Genomic DNA, 17258 nt, shown 5'->3' with positions numbered 1-17258 from the left:
AGCAAAAGGAACAAGAAAACTACAACCACCGTGTATAGGCGATGAGGTTGAAGTAAATTCTGGCGCCGAATTGAATTGGATATGTCCCGCTACCGTCATTAATGGCGGAAAAATACGCAGCGCCAAAAATGCCTGATTTGTCGATATTCCTGACCCCACTGGTAAAGGCGGTAAGGAGCATTGCCATACTAAAAGCTGCTACAAATAACGTTTGGTCTCACCATGCGCTCAATGTCACTCGACGACGCTACGCTGAGCTTCACACTGCCTCCTAAAATTGACTCTCATGGAACCCATGCAATTGAACGGTGGCCGCTTTTATCTGCGCCCTTTGTCCGCCGATGACCGCATTAACGACGTCCCAGCTCTGACGCTAGCTGCCGACTGGGCGGATCATTCTCAGGATAGTTCCGCTTCTCATGGCAATCCCGGCAACGCAATTGATGAGAGCTTTATAGAACTTCGTCGCAATCAATGGTTGACGGGGACAGCGCTGTCCTGGGCAGTGTGTGAACAAACACAGGTCGAAATGCTCGCCGAGGCCATCCTTTTTTCCGACGACGGTATCATTGTGGATCCGTCCGAGGACAGCGCAGGCCCAAATGGTGGTGCAGTGAGCGATGGTGCACCGAGCGATAGTGTGCACAGTGCCCCCAAGGCCACGCATGCAACTCTTTCGATTCGCCCCGCGGGCGACCCCACGCGCGTCGTTCCTAATGAACCGGACGCAGAGAAGAAAACTGTCGGCGATGCTGTTAAGGAAGCCGAGGGAACGATCAAACGATGGGCCGAAGGCTACCTCGGGCTCACCGTCACCCTCATTTAACGGGGCTTCATGGTGCGCGGGCTTATGTTTCACACGGGAGCCCGCCCACGCCTCTAAGGCAAAGCCCCGGATGCCGGCGTTAATCCAGGTCGTCGTGAGCGACTAAGTGACGCGCAGCCTCTGTCACCGAACCTGATAATGACGGGTACACAGAGAACGTCCGGCTCAGGTCCTCCACGGTTAACCGGTTCGTCACCGCAATAGCGATCGGCAAGATCAATTCAGACGCCGATGGGGCGACCACCACACCACCAATGACTATGCCGGAGTTCTTGCGACAGAAAACCTTGACAAAACCATGGTTAAGGGACCGCATCTTCGCCCGCGGATTGCCCTTTAGCGAATATGTCTCAATTCGCGCCGACACTTCCCCTGACTCAATTTGTTTCTGGGAAACCCCCACCGTTGCCAGCTCAGGGCGGGTAAACACTGCCGACGCCACCGTCCGCAACCGAATCGGCGTGACACCTTCACCCAGAGCGTGATACATAGCAATGCGTCCCTGCATAGCGGCAACGGACGCCAGCGGGAACAAGTCAGTGCAGTCCCCCGCCGCATAAATGCCAGGTACCGACGTCCTGGACACACGGTCGACCTTGATGTGGCCCGAACGTGTGAGGTCAACCCCCACCTTGTCGAGCCCCAAATCGCGCGTATTCGGCACAGAACCAACGGTCATCAACGCGTGAGACCCCTCCACTTCACGCCCGTCGTTAAGAATAACCTTGATCCCGTTATCGGTGTACTCTACGGCCCTACACCGGCCACGCTTGACCAGGTGAACGCCACGCTCATCCAGCACATTTTCCAATACGCGCGCAGCGTCTGAATCCTCATGCGGAAGAATTTGATCCCCCGAGGCCACCATCGTGACCTCTACCCCCAGTTCTGTGAACGCCGACACAAATTCTGCGCCTGTCACACCAGACCCGACAACAATGAGATGTTCCGGCACCTCCTCCAGGTCATAAATCTGACGCCAGGTGAGGATGCGGTTACCATCGGGTTTCGCGCCGGGAAGGATACGAGGCGTGGCCCCCGTCGCCAAGAGAACAAGGTCACATTCGATTGTTTCTTCCGAACCATCGGCCTGCTCCACCAAAACGCGGTGAATCGTACGGCCCGGCTCATAATCGTTCAATCTGGCCGTACCAGGAATCAGACGAATCTCCGAGGCGATCATTTGCCGTTGCACGTCATCCGACTGGGTTTTAGCCAGATGCTTAACACGTTTGTTCACTTCCGCATACGGCAGCCGCTTGCCGTCGTAACCTGCGTGGAAGCCCATCGCGTCCGCCCGGCGCATATCTGTGCGAATACCCGTGGCGGCTATAAAGCTCTTCGACGGTACGCAGTCGTGCAGAACACATGATCCCCCCATGCCCTGATCCTCAACGACCGTGACCTCCGCCCCATATTTCGCACCTGCTAATGCGGCTTCATAGCCTGCCGGGCCTCCGCCGATAATCACGATCCGTTTAGCCACCAGTTCGCTCCTCGATGTGATGATGTTTCAGGGGCATACTCAGCGCCCAGAGACAAGGACCGAACCCGGCACACGTCAAAAGTCCAAGCAGTACTTGCTCGCTTAGGTTTTATGTCAGTCGCATGTGCGAGGCTCACTACGGCCGTCGTCAAGGCGCAGCTCGTCTCTTTCAGAATAAACTAAACCCCACACAAAACCCTGGTTCACCCTAAAAGCAGACACCCCCGACGCCACAAAGAGGGGTAAGCCGTCGCGACTGAGCACCTACGGGTCGACCCCATAGCTACAGATCGATGTTGCGCGGACCATACAAACGATCGCCGGCGTCGCCTAGACCGGGGACAATGTAGGCATTCTCATTCAACGACGGATCAATCGTCGCTGTAACCAACCGCGTGACTGGAAGATCGGCATTCTTCAACGCCTGCACCCCCGGTTCGGCAGCCACCATGCAGATACAGGTGATATCGTCCGCGCCCCGGCTGGCCAGCAGACGGATCGCGTGAAGCAGCGAACCACCCGTCGCCAACATGGGATCAACAAGGAAAACGGGGCGGCCGGCGAGGTCATCCGGCAGCGCCTCCAAATAGGGCACCGGCTTGTGCGTCTCCTCGTCACGAGCCAGCCCGACGAACCCCACTTGGGCGTCGGGAATCATGGACAATGCTGGGTCCACCATGCCAAGCCCGGCGCGGATAATCGGAACGATAATTGGGGGCTCGGTCAGGCGGAATCCATCAGCCTGGTCTACCGGGGTGGACACGGGGAAGGTATCCACTGCAAGATCTCGGCTGGCCTCATACACCAGCATCGTGCCTAAATCTGACAACGCCGCGCGAAAAACATCATTTGTACTGCGCTTATCGCGCATGATGGTCAGCCTCGACGACACCAACGGATGATCAACGACCCTAATCTCCATAAAAACCAGCTTACCTGTGGGGAACCATAACGGAACTCACGCGTCTAACCCCACCGCACGACATACATCAGATATCTCACCAGGTACACCTGGCACGTCCAATACATCAGGAGGACACCGCAATGATGGAGACAGGCTCTATTGCCGCCCGACCTGACGCTTTACGCACGGCGGCCGATCAAGTGGCCGGCTGCGCAGATACTGTCAGCCACCTTCGCGACGGCCATGAGGCCCATCCCCCGGACTTTGCCAGGTGTTCTACTCACATACCGGCTCTTCAGCGCGCTCTCGAGCTGTTGGGGCAAAACCATGACCGTCTCAGGCACGAATTGGGGCAGCTTAACGAATCACTGTTATCGATCTCGCGGGGCACGCGGGCACTAGCCGATGCCGTCGATCACTCTGACACGGTTGCTGCCATGCGTATGAACACACTGACCGGCGCGATTCCAGGTAATCCCGAGGAAGGGCAGCGGTAACTCATGCCTTCGTTTATTGGTTCGCCCGTATCGTCCGAGGCCGCAGCGCTCATTGAAGATACTGTTCACTACATCACGTCTTTACTCCCGATCACCCCCGAGACGCCACTGCCAGATTTCACTCACCACTACCCACTTTTCGACGCTACGCATCGCGAACTCGGTGCGATGCTATCTGGACCATGGAAAGAGAGCACGTCCACTATTGATAGTGCCCTGGTCGGCGAGGCAGGGAATGTGTGGAACGACGGACTGGGCCGGACCAGCGCCGGCGGGGAATCGCTCCGACGCTCGGCCGAGGAGGCGTCACACGCCAGCATCCACATCGCCAACACCATTATCACGGGCGCGCTCGACATCTCCGGTATTGCTAACCGATATCTCACGACCGCGACATCTTTGCTCACTGGAAGCATGAGCATCCCCATTCTCATGGGCCCCATTCCCTTACAACCCGGAACCGGGATCCTACCGGCATTGAAAGAGGCCTCCGCCGAAGCACGACACGAAGCCGATAAGGCAGCAGACCGCATCAATTCCGAACTCGAACGCGATGGTGCAACACTTCAGCGGTTACTCGAGAAACCGTCACCTGCCTTCCCACAATGCGAGGTGAACATACCGCCCGATTCGCCACAGAAATCCGACACGGCCCCTGCCGTGGCCTCACCGGCATCTATCGCTGCGAATGATGTGACCGCGTCACCGGGGGCGGCAGCATCATCGCTGGGCGACCACGTAACGGTCGCCCAGCCACCGTCACCATCGGCTGCGCCTCCACCACCATCACATGCGGCGGCCAGCGGGGCCTCGCCTCAAGCACAGCAAGCGGTAGAGGCCGCGCGCAGTGCCATCGGAACCCCGTACCAATGGGGAGGAAACACACCCGGCGTCGGTCTTGACTGCTCAGGACTCACCCACTGGGCCTATGCCCAAGCGGGAGTGGATATTCCGCGGCTTGCCGAGGCGCAAACCGTCGGCACCCCGGTTACCCACGATCAACTTCTCCCTGGTGATCTTGTGGTGTGGGACGGGCACGTCGCCATGTATGCCGGTGACGGCATGATGATAGAAGCAGGTGATCCCGTCCAAACCTCACCCCTGCGAACCACCAACATGGGGATGAACTTCCTCGGCTTCTACCGGCCCACCGGGTAAGTACCGGCACTAACGCACCCAACCTGTTAGCACTAACGATAAAGCACGCTACGATGAGGGGTCATGGCCACCGAGAGCATAATCCCAGTCCAACTGGAACTGACCAGCGGAACGTACTACACCCTATGGGCACCGTCCTGGAAAGAGAACGGTGAAGAATGGCAGGCGTTTCTCGGTTCAGACGATAGCCTCTACTTCTTCACCTCGCCCGCCGAACTTTTGGCGTATCTCAACTCCGGCGCCCCCATCGACCTCGCCGAACATCCCAAATGGCGCGCATTCCTTCATAAGGACGCAGAATCACAGGCTGTGCCCACACCCCGCCACGTCTACGACCTGGTCGCCGTTCCCGCCATGCTGGCTGAGAAGCCCAGCTATGCCTCCGTCGACAAAGTAGAGCGAAACCTCGCAATGGCGCGCTCCCTCGGTCGGGTCTGCGGAATCGACAGCATCAACGGGTTCTTCAACAGCTATTCGCTGTTGTCCAACCTTAGCCGAGGAGCTGAACACTTCACCGGAGACGACGGCAATGGTGAATGGTCTGCCATCGGCCAAACAATTCTGTCCAACTGGGGCTCCGTCCTCGACGCCCTCGACAATGAAGCCGTGAATGACGAGGACGCCGACTACAGTGCCGCTGGGGGTTTCTCCGCCACCACCAGCGCAGCAGGTGATGCTTCCGCCGTATCGTCTACCTGCACAAGTGTCCCCGTCGGCGCGCCGACCGGCGACGCAGCAGGCAACGCCGGCGCAACTGGAACGCGCACTGCTCCTGTCTTTGTCACTCCTACCATTCCGGGGAACAATCCCACGGGTTCCATCGACAATGCCCAGCGCAGCATCGACGACGCTATTGCTGCACGCGAGGACCACGAAAAAGAGGTCGCCGCGGAACGTGCCTCGCAGGCAGAGAACGATGAGGCCAGCTCTACACCGGCCACCGACCCCTATGACTCCACCATTTGGGCGTCCGTCGGCATTGATCCGATCACGATCGTCATGGGTGGACGGACTCTTTACACACTGCGGTGTTACATCAATGACCGCCCCGTGTTCCTCGGCAAATTCGGCCAGATTTACACATTTACATCTGGACGCGCCCTCACCCGCTGGATCGTTGACCACAAGGACCACGACCTGACGACTGTCTCCACCTGGGGAGAACTTGTCGACAAAGCTAACGTCGGTGAGCTCAAAGTAGAAACGCACCCCACCAACAACTACGTCTTCACCAACTTGGCGGAATCCATTGCTAAAGGCCCCAACGCGGTCGACACTGACCAGCTCGGCCAGGCCTACGAGGTCATTGCCGACGCCTCCGACTGGGCAGAAGACGACGCCGTGAACTCCGTGCTCCTCGCCGTACCCGAGCTGCAGGAATACATCTCATACATGCTGGGGACGTCGTCGAATTACCTTCCCTCGGCGCCGTATGACACCGAGGCCGACGGATGGCGTCGTCTGGAGGAAACGTTGAGCGAACGGTTCAGCAAGTCCTAGGCGCGGACCTACAACCCACGCGCGAACTAGGCTCGGACCTGTCCGAGCTCGTGAGATAAGGATTCGAGCTCCTCACCGCCAGCCATTTGCGCGGTGAGCTGCTCCAACGTGACGTCCTGGCGGCCCGCATCCAGCTGCATCCGTCCATGCCCCAACAACACGAAGTGGTCTCCCACTAAATAGGCGTGGTGGGGATTGTGGGTAATCAAGATAACGCCCAGTCCCCGTGCCTTCGCCTGCTGAACAAAACGCAGAACCATGCCCGATTGTTTCACGCCCAGCGCGGCCGTCGGCTCATCCAGGATGATCGCCCGCGCCCCAAAGTGAACCGCTCGGGCGATCGCCACAACCTGACGCTGCCCACCGGACAACGTCGAAATCGGCACTGTCACGTCGGGTAAATCAATACCCATCGACTTCAAAGCACTATCTGTGGTTGTCTTCATATGCTCGGCGTCCAAGGGAGCAACCATACCCAGCCAGTTCGGCCCACGAACCACCTCATGCCCGAGATAGAAATTGCGCCATACCGGCATATCCGGTACCACTGCCAAATCCTGGAAAACAGTGGAAATACCTCGGGCGATTGCATCTTTTGGGGACTTCAGCGCCACGGTCTCGCCGTCGATAAGAACACGCCCCTGGGTGGGTTTGTGTAGACCCGATAACGTCTTGATGAGCGTCGACTTACCGGCGCCATTGTCCCCGAGCACGCAGGTCACCTCGCCAGCATAGACGGACAGTGTCATATGCGAGAGCGCTACATGCGTCCCGTACGCCTTGGTGACGTCGTCAAGAGCAAGAATCGGGGTTGGTGACTCTGCCGCCGGGGTTGCTGGTGGTGTCATCGCGGTATCAGTCATCGTGTACTGTTCCTTTTCTCCATGGCACGATTCGACAGCACCGCCAGCAGTAACATGGCCCCCAAGAAGAACTTAAACCAATCCGGATTCCACCCCGCATAGACAATGCCCTGGTTGATCATGCCGAAAATGAACGCGCCGATAGCGGTGCCAATCGCGGTTCCTTTTCCGCCCTTCATCGAAACCCCACCGATGACAGCGCCGATAATGTACAGAAACTCATTGCCGACGCCTTGACCCGCCTGAACAGAATCGAAGGCAAAAAGCGTGTGCATACCAACAAACCACGCAGCAACCGATACCCCGACGAAGAGGAGGACTTTGACCCGAGTCACGGGGATACCCTGCGCACGGGCGGAGTCATGATCCCCACCGACAGCAAAAATCCAATTGCCAAAACGAGTGGAATACAGAACGTAAGTCGCGATAGCGACGAAGACAAGCCACCACAGCACCGTGATTTTCACCGATACCGAGCCGATGGTGATGGACGATGCAAACACATTTTTGGCACTATCGAAACCCTGCATGTCTGAAATTGACGGCGTAGACACTGCATTGGTGACCCACTTGGTGATCGCCAAATTGAGGCCTTGAAGCATCAGGAAGCTGGCTAGGGTGATGAGGAAACTGTCCAGCCCTGTCTTCATCACCAGAACACCGTTGAAGGTCCCGATCGCGATGGCGAGCAGCAATGACAACACCACACCGGTCCATGAATTGAGGTGCCAGTTGTAGTTCATCATCGTCGCAGCCAGCGCTCCCGTGGTGACGGCAACGCCGGAGGAAAGGTCAAACTCGCCACCGATCATGAGTAGGCCAACGGCCAAGGACATAATGCCGATGGTTGACGACGCATATAAGACTGTCGAGAACGCTGCGAACGAACGGAATGACGGGGCTACCGCCATGAACAGGGCGAAGACAATGACGGCACCTAAGATGGACGCCGCTTCCGGCCTCATGAGGGTTCTCTGCCATAAGGGCCGGCGCACCGGTACAGGGGATGTCGGTACCGAGGATTCGGACGCGGGTACCGAAGGAACATCAGTCGTCGTCATCGCAGCCCCTCCTTAGCAGCATCCGCAATGGAATCCACGTTGGAGGAGTCGACGAAAGACGGTCCCGAGTACACAGGACGGCCCCCTCCGATCGATGTTCCGTTGCGTTTATGCAACCACAGCGAGTCCACAGCCATGTATCCCTGCAAATATGGTTGCTGATCCACGGCGAACTGAACGTTTCCCGATTTGATGGCGTTCACCAGTTCCGCATTGGTGTCGAAGGTGGCAATCTTAGCCTGTGAACCGGCGTCACGGGCAGAATCCACCGCGCGGAGAGCGACCGGCGCAACCAGCCCCATCACCCAGTCGATACTCTTGTCTTGCGCTAATTTGGATTCGATGGTGGCTTGCGCGGATGGCAAGTCTTGCCCATTCACGTAGAGGATCTCCGTATTCACCTTGTCTTTGATGCCACCACAGCGGGCTTCCTGGCTGGAATTGCCTTGCTCATGAATGACGCACAAGGTGTGCTGAGCGCGTTGTTCTTTGAGCTTGTCACCCACTGCTTCCCCAGCGACTTTCTCGTCCTGGCCGAAGAATCCTTGTAATCCATACTTCTGCCAGACGTCCATTCCGGCGTTCAGCCCAACTGCCGGAATGTTCGCGCCTTCGGCTTTCTTGGCAACGGGGCCAATGGCCTCCGGGTTCGGCATGGTAACAGCGATTCCATCCACCTTGGAGTCGATAGCGTTCTGAACCAGGTTCGCCTGGTTGGGCGCTTGGGGGTCCGAGGAATACTTGAAGTCAACGTTATCTTTTTTTGCCGCGTCCTCGGCACCTTTGCGCACGAGGTCCCAGAACGTATCACCTGGCGCACCGTGGGTGACCATTGCCACTGTCATCCGGGGAGTATCGACGGTCCCGCCTCCACCGGAGTTTCCGGAACTCCGAGGAGCTCCGCCAGTGGAGGAGCATGCTGCGCCCACACAAGCTACGGCACCGACTACGAGGGCGACGGCACACCGTCGAACGGTATAAGAAAGACGGTGGTGCACAAGTATCCCGATCCTTATTAGTGTCACTGGCTAGATCCTGTTATCCGCGCGTGCGAATAACGGATATGTCTGATCAATCTCGCTATTTCACCCTCCTCAGTGGGGGTGGTCAAATCTGTTTCTGCTGGTGTTGAACGATTCAGATAACCTGAACAGGGATAGCTGCGACCGATTACCGTCATTTTTACCCCCTTTTGCGCCCGGCATCCTGTAGCTCACGTCTGCTTAGTTATTCACGCTTGTCTGAACCACGATCACCTAAATCCAGTCCGTCTAGACCGGCGAGCCCGTCAAGATCATCGAGGCCTAAATCTCCCAGATCAATATTTAAGGTGCCCGCACCCGAGTGACCGTGATTCGCTCCGTGAGCGTGGTCATGCGAATGCCCCTTCACATCATTCGCTTCAGCAGCACCGTCGTCATCATGACCGGATCCATCGGTTCGGCTGGTGTCCCGGATATCGGGATCCCCAACGAGTTCCTCATATGCCGGAATGATGAGGTCTCTAGCCAAGCGCTGCCGATCTGGCAAGGGGAGGAATGCAGCGTCCATCGCGTTCAGGGTCAAGTGCAGCAGCTCGTCGTAACCGAAGTCGAAATACTCGCCGAGCAGCAGCATTTCGTCGGTCATCGTGGTGCCGGATACCGTCCGATTATCCGTGTTCACTGTGCAGGTAAAACCCAGTTCATACAAAAGGGACAAGGGGTGATCGTCCAGCGAGTCGACCAAGCCGGTCTGACGGTTCGACGTCGGGCAGAGCTCCAGGGCCACGGTGCGATCACGAACTCGGGCAGCCACGGGGCCCAGTTCGATCCCTTCGAGTGACGCACCGAAGTCCTCGTAGATGCGCGCACCGTGTCCGATACGTGATGCCCCCAGTGCTAATGCGTTCTTCATCGACTCCACACCGTCAGCTTCGCCCGCGTGGATGGTGAAGGGGACGAGGTTTTCGCGAAGCAGCTCCAATGCTTCGGCATGCTCACGGACCGAGAACCCTTCTTCCGGGCCTGCCAAATCAAAGCCGACAACATATCCGGACCCATCACCCGCATTATCAACGACGAGGCGCGCGATCTCTGTAGACCGATTGTTATTTCTCATCGCGCACAGAATGAGTCGAGCAACGATCGGGTTGTCCTCCGTGGCAGCACTCCGCTCACCAGCGCGAACGCCGGCAATGGCGGCGTCGACAATATGTTGAAGATCTAGCCCCTGCTCTTGGTGCTGTTCCGGCGCGAAACGGAGTTCGGCATACACAACACCATCCCGGGCAAGGTCTTCAACAGCTTCACATGTCACTCGCTCGATAGCTTCGGCCGTTTGCATCACGGCGGTGGTGTGGGCGAATAATTCCAGGTACGACAGGAGATCCCCTGATTCGGCAGACGTGCGGAACCATTCCTCTAAAGCTTCAGCACGCGCGGCCTTAGGCTGAGACATGATGGCGTCCGGTAAACCGGAGTAGCCGGATTGCTGAGCAAGGTCCAGAAGCGTGGAAGGCCTTAGACCACCATCAATGTGGTCATGAAGCTCCACTTTGGGAAGCTGGGAGACCGTGTCGCGATCGAGAGTTTTGTGATCTGGGCTAATCGATGGTCGCGGCCCCATGCTGGCGGAATACGGTGATTTCTGCGCGTTCATTGCCATAGGGATCAGGCTAGCCGATGGGGAGGACACGTCGTTGAGGCCACAACATTAAGGCACCCCGAAGTGTCATATATGTCCAGGGCCGAATTTTTCCTAAGATTCTGGATTATGGCTTCCCAGCACTTTGCCCACCACATTCAGCGATACACACCATCGCTAACCACTCTACGTCGAACCATCGAGGCCAGCACGGTGGGCATCGCACTGGGCTGCACCTCGTTTTTCCCAGGAACGGCATTAATCACAACATCCGCTACAGCCACAACATCCGCTGCGGCGTCGGCACCCTCGGTATCCGTCTTAGCCCAGGATGAGACCACCCCAACTCGCCCGGTTGATCCCAACTGGATTCCCCTCGAAGTGCCTTCCGACCAGCCACTGCCCGACGATCCCACTCTCCACACCGATTCTTGCCCTTTCCGCGAGCACACTCCCCCGGCTGTCGATGAATCCGAGACGGTCCACCCCGGCAACACCAGCCCCACCCCTATCCCGATCAACAGGGACCCCGAAGGGGGTAAGAAACTACAGTCGTGCGGCGTTATTGTTCCGGAAGGGTTTAAGGTTCCTGAGCGGCTTACTGTCGGAGCGTGGCTTATTTACGACGTCGACTCTGGCGATGTTATTGCCGCAAAAGACCCACATGGGCGGTACCGGCCAGCCTCCATTTTCAAAGTGCTATTAGCTCGGGAGGCCATTGATCGTTTGCCGCTGGACAAGGTGCTAACAGCGACGCAAGAGGACGCCAATATGGAGGGCTCTCGTGCTGGAATTGGCCCGGATGGGAAATATACGGTGAAGCAGGCATTGCAGGGGCTGCTGATGCGGTCCGGCAATGACTGTGCCCATCTGCTCATGCGCACCTTGGGCGGCGAGAAAAAAGTTTTGGCTGACTTGCAAAAACGGGCTGATAGTCTGGGTACGCAGGACACGCGAGTCACGTCATATTCGGGGCTTGACGCGCCGGGGTTACAAACATCCGCCTACGATTTGGCGCTCCTATACCGCGAGGCGTTCCACAACAAAACGTTTAACGAAATAGTCAATACGAAACTCGTTGATTTCCCTGGCTATCAAGATAACCCCGGTTTCCAAATTTCTAACGATAACGAGATGCTCTTCAACTATGAAGGCGCTTTTGGCGGAAAAACCGGATTTACCGACGACGCCCGCCACACGTATTCCGGTGGCGCAGAGCGCAACGGGCGGAAACTAGCGGTCATCGAGCTGAACGCCACCAACGCTGCCGGCAAGGGCTGGGATCAAGCCACACGACTTCTTGATGCAGCGTGGCCCGTTCAAGACTCCGTGGGGTATCTCGTTGGCTCCCCTGCTGCCAAGAAAGCGGGGAAGAATGAAAACTTTAGCGGGAATAGCGCGGAGGACAACCACTCTGCGTCACAGAGTGGAAACGAGCTGCGTCGGCACCCGAAAGCGTTTAGTATCACGGCTGGAATTGCCGTGCTCGTTATTGCCGCTGCGGTCTGGAGTGTGCGGCGCGGGCGACGCCGGAAGTGATAACTAATCTCATATCCGGGATCCACAAATCGTGAACAAATCGTTATTTTTATTCTTTTTTTATCACAATTGATACAAAGTTGAGCATTCTGCTTATGTTGAAACGTCGCAGTGATTATGTTGTGAAATATGGATACGAAAACATTGTCCCCTTGTGAATCCCCCGCTCCTATTCATTCCGGCATGACTGCTCGGACGCGTCGTGTAGCGGCGTCGTCAGCGGCCATTATGGCGTCCGCAGCCTTGGTACTCGGTGGCGCTAATGTGGCTGTGGCGCACCCCACGTCGATGCCTGAGCACCCTGTTGACACCGCACTCGCGACGGCAATCGACAATGCTCACCACGATGCTCACCGGATAGTCAAAGCTGAAGCTGCTAAGGAATCTGCAGCCAACGCTGCTCAAGCTGCGCGACAAAATGATCGCATCGATGCGATCCACGGCCACGCTAGAGAGTCCGTCGGGACTGTCGTCACCCCGGTTTACGATTCCCTGACCAGCACCTACGACACGGTGGCACAGGTCAACGCCGATACCGCTACGCGTATTGCGACCGCGGCTAACTCGGTGCGCGAGCAGTCAGAGGCCCACCACAATCCTGTCGGTGCACGCATCGCTGACACTGTCACGCAGGGCACAGCTACTGCTTCCAACAACTTCGCTGGTGCTCAACTTGCTGTCCACAATGCTGCAGGTGCCGCCGTCGACAACGCTGTCTCTGCGGCTAACCAAACAATCGATGGTGTAGCCGACCGTGCGCACGCGTCCGTCGACAACCGCGCTGCACAGAAGCAGGCATCGATCGATGCTCGGGCGGCTCAAGCCAATGAAGTCATCCACCACGTTTCTGACGCAGCGCAAGTAGCCGGTAACCAATTCGCAACGGCAGTTGGAACAGTCCAGAATGCGGCCCAAGCAGCACAAGAAACTGCTCAGCTGACACGCCAGGCCGTCGTATCCACGGTCAATCAGTTCGACCAAGTTCTCATTAACACTGGTACGCAGCTTGGTGCTCCGAGCGTTGCCCACCAGGGCCCGGCACCCGCACAGTAAAAACTATGCAGTAGAGGCAGCAGGTAACTACTGCAGCCATATCACCCGATAATGAGTTCTGCGGGGCGCGATGGTTATATTCATCGCGCCCCGCAGAGCTATATGGATTTAAAAAGCCTCACCAGGCATCTCCGACGACGATCGACGCCGCCAAAACCTGCCCAACGTAGCGGGCGTACCAGTCGCACCCGGTGTACCCGCTCTACTACGCGTCGTTCTTCTTACCGCGCGCTTTACGCATCGCCGAGCCGACGGCCAGAGCCCCAACCAGGGCGCCAACGCCTACCAAACCGGCCTTCTTCGTCGTCGACGATTCTTCCTCGACCTCTGCCCCACGAATAGAAATGACCGCCGGTGGCGGGGTGTGAACGTCGACCACTTTTCGGGATTCTTGAGTTGTTGCGGCCCACGCCGAGCAATAGAGCACAACGCGCCAGATCAGGTAGAAGAGAACCATGATGGCGATGACCGGCCCGAAGGCAGCGGCCGCGGGATTGTTCATCGTGGCAGAAATGAATACCGCACCGAACTGTTTGATCAACTCAAACGCGACTGCCCCGATAATCGCCGCCTGAAGCACCGATTTCCAGGGCACTTTTTCCCGCGGCAAGAACTTCAGCAGCCAAACAAACACAATATAGTTGGCGAGCAAACCAACAATGAATGCGATCAACCACGTCACGAAATGAATTCCCGGCACTGAATCTAGCTCAATATACTTCAGGAATTTCTTGGTCAGGCTCGACGACCCAATAGCGGTGACAACAAAGGCCACCATAAAAGCAACCAACAGCCCGATCAGGCCGATAAGATCGGATAATTTCCCCTTCACAAAATTGTCCGGGGTGATCTTCACCTTCCACATCTCAGAGACGCCGAGACGGAGGTTCCCCATCCAGCCGAGGCCGGTCCACAGTGCGGTCAAAAGACCGATAACACCAATGGAGCTGCGCCGTTCAACGGCTGTGTCCACCAACGTTTGCAATGTGTCTTTAAGCCCGCTGGTGCCAAGATCCAATATCTGCTGCTCAACTTTGTCCATGGCAGCGTCGTTCCCCGCCAGAACAAAACCAAAGCCGGCGAAGACGATCAACATAATGGGGATTAGGGACAAAACGGAGAAATAGGTAATTCCCGCCGCAAAGTGGTTGCCACCTTGTGCGCTATACCGGTCTTGCATGCGCATGAGGTGATCGAACCACGGGAACCGCAGCCGAGCCTTTTCGATTTTGCTCAGTTCGTCGTCGTGCGAGCGTTCCATGCCGCTGTAATCGTCCGCTCGCCCGGTATCTTTTTCTGCCGCGTTTTTCGCTGGAGCCACAATAGCCCTTCCTTTATGGTTTCAGCTTGTGATTCAGCCAAAAATGCGGCTGACTCCGCCTCGTTCTGTTCTCTCGTATTGTTCTTAGGGCTATTTGCTTTCTGGCAAAAACCCAATTTTCTTATGCACTTTACGCAAAGTTTTGTGTGCTTCATAGCGGGCACGCTCTGCGCCGTCGGCAAGAATCTTCTCCAATTGTGCCCGATCGGACATGAATTCTTCGTAGCGGGCTTTCAGCGGAGTCGTGAAGGCTTCAAGGGCTTCCGCCGTGTCCTTCTTCAATTCGCCATAACCAACACCGGATTCCTGGTATTGAGCCGCAAGTTCCTTGGGATCCTTGTCTGTCAATGCACCCTGGATAACAAGCAGGTTCGATACGCCGGGTTTGTTGTCACGATCGTAGCGGATCTCGGCATCGTTATCAGTGACAGCAGAACGAATTCGCTTTGCCGACACTTTTGGATCGTCGAGCAAATTAACAATCCCTTTAGGATTCGACCCAGACTTCGACATTTTCGACGTGGGTTCCTGAAGATCGTAAATCTTCGCCGCCCCCTCCGGAATAAAACCGTCGGGAACAACAAATGTTTCCCCAAACCGAGAATTGAACCGCTGTGCTAAGTTTCGGGTGAGCTCCATGTGTTGGCGCTGATCCTCCCCCACAGGAACCAGCTCCGGCTTGTACAGCAGAATATCGGCAGCCATCAACATGGGATAAGCGAACAAACCGGCACTGGTCCGCTCAGTCCCCTGCTTAGACGACTTGTCTTTAAACTGCGTCATGCGGCTGGCCTCGCCGAAGCCGGTCAGGCATGTCATGATCCACCCGAGTTGAGCGTGCTCGGGGACGTGAGACTGCACGAAAAGCGTCGACCGCTCAGGATCAATACCCAAAGCCAACAATTGCGCAACACCAGATAAGGTACGCTTTCGCAATTGCTGCGGATCCTGATCCACGGTGATCGCGTGAAGATCCGGGATAAAATAAAAAGCATCGTAGTTATCCTGCAATTTAATGAATTGCCGGACTGCACCCAGATAATTACCTAAATGATACGAATCTGACGTTGGTTGCAGCCCCGAGACAACGCGAGCCTTATGTCCTTGTGCGCTATGTTGTTCATTCTCACTAGCCATGGGGTTTACAGTACTTCTTGCCGCAGCCGTTTCTACAACCGGCCATCAGACACGTTTGATACCGGGCGCGTGACATACATATTTTTATTGAAAACCGACGACAACGGGCGAATGGTCCGACCAGCGAAGATCATACGTATCCGCGACATCCGTGCGGGCAGCGACCGCCCGCTCAGCCAAACTCCGTGTCGCTGCATGAACGTCAATACGCCACCCAGCACCCGTGTCAAAAGCCTGCCCGCGCCAGGTGTACCAGCTATACGGGCCTTCTTCGTTCTCGTGGAATGAGCGTTGAACATCGATCCATTTCGGATCCGACGCCGGCCCCCGCAGGCTCGCCGCGGACGGTTTATAGTCCTTCGACGCGAAGAAATCACCAATCGCGCCCGCGTTCCCCTGCCGGCGGCCGTCACTCAGCGTCACGCCTCGTGGCGCCTCGGTGGCATCGTTAATCTCCGAAACCGTCGCACCTGGCCCCGGACCGAATATGGAGTCCATGAATGCGCGCTCATCAGGCAAAAACCCCGCTTTTTTGCGGTTGCCTTTCCAGCTCTTCAGATCCTCACGCCGGTGACAAATGTTCCAATCACCCGCGACGAGCATCTTGTCGTACTGTTTTGCCCGGTGCTCCAGCACGGGAGCGAGAGAGTCCAGATACGCGTATTTTTCGTCCTGCTTTTCGTTCCACCCGCCGCTCGGGAGATACAGAGATGCCAGGCGGACATCCCCTAAATCTCCACCCGCGTGAATTGTTCCTTCGATCCAGCGGCCTGCGTCTTCAAAATCGGGAATCCCAATCTCGACGTCGTCCACGGGGTATGTCGACAAAATCCCCACCCCGGCGCGGCCCCGACTTGCTGCCGGCGCCACGGTGAGCGACCATCCGTCGTCGAGGGCCGGTTGGAGAGCATTCTCAGCCTGTTTTTCCGATGCCCGCACCTCTTGTAGGAGCACAACGTCCACGTTGGCGTGTGCCAACCACTCATGGAAGCCACGGTTCTCTTCCGATCGGTGCTTGACCGCTGCGCGAATGCCATTCACGTTAATCGACGCGACAGTCAGCGACGCGTCGGCAAACGATCCGGCGGACGCGGCAAACGAATTACGATGCCCGGGGGTGTTGTCATCATTGGGTTTTATTGGCGCACTGTGGGGAGACATGTCGGACATCGTAGCGGATGCGCTGGGCTTGGCTTCATCTGGGCATGCGACACCGGGGCAATCAGCCGCATGAACGATAGGCGTCGACAATTATGAGACCACTCTTACGCACCTTTGTGCCCGATGT

General features: G+C 56.9%; 16 protein-coding genes. 6 read left to right on the top strand and 10 right to left on the bottom strand.

What is annotated here, in order from left to right; translation table 11 throughout:
- Window positions 1-19: 19 nt before the first annotated feature.
- The gene (locus tag I6J23_RS05990) at window positions 20-187 is read right to left on the bottom strand and encodes a hypothetical protein (RefSeq protein ID WP_204581305.1); all 168 of its coding nucleotides are present in this window, start codon (window positions 185-187) and stop codon (window positions 20-22) included.
- A 99-nt stretch (window positions 188-286) separates the two neighbouring features.
- On the opposite strand from I6J23_RS05990, the gene I6J23_RS05985 reads away from it, so the two are divergent.
- Window positions 287-826: a hypothetical protein gene (locus tag I6J23_RS05985; RefSeq protein WP_204581304.1), complete on the top strand. Its 540-nt coding sequence runs from the start codon at window positions 287-289 to the stop codon at window positions 824-826.
- Window positions 827-905: 79 nt separating this feature from the next.
- Here I6J23_RS05985 and I6J23_RS05980 read toward each other — a convergent pair whose 3' ends face one another.
- Both I6J23_RS05980 and upp read right to left on the bottom strand, forming a co-directional pair.
- Window positions 906-2312 (bottom strand): NAD(P)H-quinone dehydrogenase, encoded by a 1407-nt coding sequence (locus I6J23_RS05980; RefSeq protein ID WP_204581303.1) that lies wholly within the window; start codon window positions 2310-2312, stop codon window positions 906-908.
- Window positions 2313-2595: 283 nt separating this feature from the next.
- Window positions 2596-3234 (bottom strand): uracil phosphoribosyltransferase, encoded by a 639-nt coding sequence (upp, locus tag I6J23_RS05975; RefSeq protein WP_204581302.1) that lies wholly within the window; start codon window positions 3232-3234, stop codon window positions 2596-2598.
- Between the two features lie 122 nt (window positions 3235-3356).
- On the opposite strand from upp, the gene I6J23_RS05970 reads away from it, so the two are divergent.
- The 3 genes from I6J23_RS05970 (at window position 3357) to I6J23_RS05960 (ending at window position 6371) form a co-directional block, all read left to right on the top strand.
- Window positions 3357-3713 (top strand): hypothetical protein, encoded by a 357-nt coding sequence (locus tag I6J23_RS05970; protein ID WP_204581301.1) that lies wholly within the window; start codon window positions 3357-3359, stop codon window positions 3711-3713.
- Between the two features lie 3 nt (window positions 3714-3716).
- On the top strand, window positions 3717-4871 hold the full coding sequence (locus I6J23_RS10720; RefSeq protein WP_239454846.1) for a C40 family peptidase: 1155 nt from the start codon (window positions 3717-3719) through the stop codon (window positions 4869-4871).
- 63 nt (window positions 4872-4934) lie between these two features.
- Window positions 4935-6371: a hypothetical protein gene (locus I6J23_RS05960; RefSeq protein ID WP_204581300.1), complete on the top strand. Its 1437-nt coding sequence runs from the start codon at window positions 4935-4937 to the stop codon at window positions 6369-6371.
- Between the two features lie 26 nt (window positions 6372-6397).
- Here I6J23_RS05960 and I6J23_RS05955 read toward each other — a convergent pair whose 3' ends face one another.
- From I6J23_RS05955 to I6J23_RS05940, 4 genes are all read right to left on the bottom strand, one after another.
- Complete coding sequence (locus I6J23_RS05955) at window positions 6398-7234, bottom strand: ATP-binding cassette domain-containing protein (RefSeq protein ID WP_204581299.1); 837 nt, start codon at window positions 7232-7234, stop codon at window positions 6398-6400.
- A complete protein-coding gene (locus tag I6J23_RS05950; RefSeq protein ID WP_239455042.1) occupies window positions 7231-8199 on the bottom strand; it encodes an ABC transporter permease in 969 nt (322 codons plus the stop codon). The genes I6J23_RS05955 and I6J23_RS05950 overlap by 4 nt, the downstream gene beginning before the upstream one ends.
- A gap of 92 nt (window positions 8200-8291) precedes the next feature.
- Window positions 8292-9293, bottom strand: coding sequence for a substrate-binding domain-containing protein (locus I6J23_RS05945; RefSeq protein ID WP_204581297.1), 1002 nt, complete (start codon window positions 9291-9293; stop codon window positions 8292-8294).
- Between the two features lie 229 nt (window positions 9294-9522).
- Window positions 9523-10941: an adenosine deaminase gene (locus I6J23_RS05940; protein WP_239454845.1), complete on the bottom strand. Its 1419-nt coding sequence runs from the start codon at window positions 10939-10941 to the stop codon at window positions 9523-9525.
- A gap of 108 nt (window positions 10942-11049) precedes the next feature.
- Between I6J23_RS05940 and I6J23_RS05935 the strand changes: the two genes are divergently transcribed.
- On the top strand, window positions 11050-12459 hold the full coding sequence (locus I6J23_RS05935; RefSeq protein ID WP_204581295.1) for a D-alanyl-D-alanine carboxypeptidase family protein: 1410 nt from the start codon (window positions 11050-11052) through the stop codon (window positions 12457-12459).
- Between the two features lie 183 nt (window positions 12460-12642).
- The gene (locus tag I6J23_RS05930) at window positions 12643-13512 is read left to right on the top strand and encodes a hypothetical protein (RefSeq protein ID WP_204581294.1); all 870 of its coding nucleotides are present in this window, start codon (window positions 12643-12645) and stop codon (window positions 13510-13512) included.
- A gap of 205 nt (window positions 13513-13717) precedes the next feature.
- On the opposite strand, the gene I6J23_RS05925 is transcribed toward I6J23_RS05930, so the two are convergent.
- The 3 genes from I6J23_RS05925 to I6J23_RS05915 all read right to left on the bottom strand — a co-directional run bounded on the left by I6J23_RS05925 (window position 13718) and on the right by I6J23_RS05915 (window position 17140).
- Window positions 13718-14833, bottom strand: a complete 1116-nt coding sequence (locus tag I6J23_RS05925) for a YhjD/YihY/BrkB family envelope integrity protein (RefSeq protein ID WP_239454844.1) — start codon at window positions 14831-14833, stop codon at window positions 13718-13720.
- 90 nt (window positions 14834-14923) lie between these two features.
- Window positions 14924-15970 carry a tryptophan--tRNA ligase gene (gene trpS, locus I6J23_RS05920; protein WP_204581293.1) on the bottom strand — a complete coding sequence of 349 codons (1047 nt, stop codon included), beginning with the start codon at window positions 15968-15970 and terminating at the stop codon, window positions 14924-14926.
- An 84-nt stretch (window positions 15971-16054) separates the two neighbouring features.
- Entirely contained in the window at window positions 16055-17140 is a 1086-nt protein-coding gene (locus I6J23_RS05915; protein ID WP_239455040.1) for an exodeoxyribonuclease III, read from the bottom strand.
- Between the last annotated feature and the right edge of the window lie 118 nt (window positions 17141-17258).

Origin of the sequence: Corynebacterium kroppenstedtii, from assembly GCF_016894245.1 — a bacterium.
GTDB lineage: Bacteria > Actinomycetota > Actinomycetes > Mycobacteriales > Mycobacteriaceae > Corynebacterium.
This window is presented reverse-complemented; position numbering and strand designations above follow the sequence as displayed.

What these genes read in the sequence shown, in the direction of transcription:
- I6J23_RS05990 (WP_204581305.1), bottom strand. Translation starts at nt 187, where the DNA reads ATGGCAATGCTCCTTACCGCCTTTACCAGTGGGGTCAGGAATATCGAC.
- I6J23_RS05985 (WP_204581304.1), top strand. Translation starts at nt 287, where the DNA reads ATGGAACCCATGCAATTGAACGGTGGCCGCTTTTATCTGCGCCCTTTG.
- upp (WP_204581302.1), bottom strand. Translation starts at nt 3,234, where the DNA reads ATGGAGATTAGGGTCGTTGATCATCCGTTGGTGTCGTCGAGGCTGACC.
- I6J23_RS05970 (WP_204581301.1), top strand. Translation starts at nt 3,357, where the DNA reads ATGATGGAGACAGGCTCTATTGCCGCCCGACCTGACGCTTTACGCACG.
- I6J23_RS10720 (WP_239454846.1), top strand. Translation starts at nt 3,717, where the DNA reads ATGCCTTCGTTTATTGGTTCGCCCGTATCGTCCGAGGCCGCAGCGCTC.
- I6J23_RS05960 (WP_204581300.1), top strand. Translation starts at nt 4,935, where the DNA reads ATGGCCACCGAGAGCATAATCCCAGTCCAACTGGAACTGACCAGCGGA.
- I6J23_RS05955 (WP_204581299.1), bottom strand. Translation starts at nt 7,234, where the DNA reads ATGACTGATACCGCGATGACACCACCAGCAACCCCGGCGGCAGAGTCA.
- I6J23_RS05950 (WP_239455042.1), bottom strand. Translation starts at nt 8,199, where the DNA reads ATGAGGCCGGAAGCGGCGTCCATCTTAGGTGCCGTCATTGTCTTCGCC.
- I6J23_RS05940 (WP_239454845.1), bottom strand. Translation starts at nt 10,941, where the DNA reads ATGGCAATGAACGCGCAGAAATCACCGTATTCCGCCAGCATGGGGCCG.
- I6J23_RS05935 (WP_204581295.1), top strand. Translation starts at nt 11,050, where the DNA reads ATGGCTTCCCAGCACTTTGCCCACCACATTCAGCGATACACACCATCG.
- I6J23_RS05930 (WP_204581294.1), top strand. Translation starts at nt 12,643, where the DNA reads ATGACTGCTCGGACGCGTCGTGTAGCGGCGTCGTCAGCGGCCATTATG.
- trpS (WP_204581293.1), bottom strand. Translation starts at nt 15,970, where the DNA reads ATGGCTAGTGAGAATGAACAACATAGCGCACAAGGACATAAGGCTCGC.
- I6J23_RS05915 (WP_239455040.1), bottom strand. Translation starts at nt 17,140, where the DNA reads ATGTCCGACATGTCTCCCCACAGTGCGCCAATAAAACCCAATGATGAC.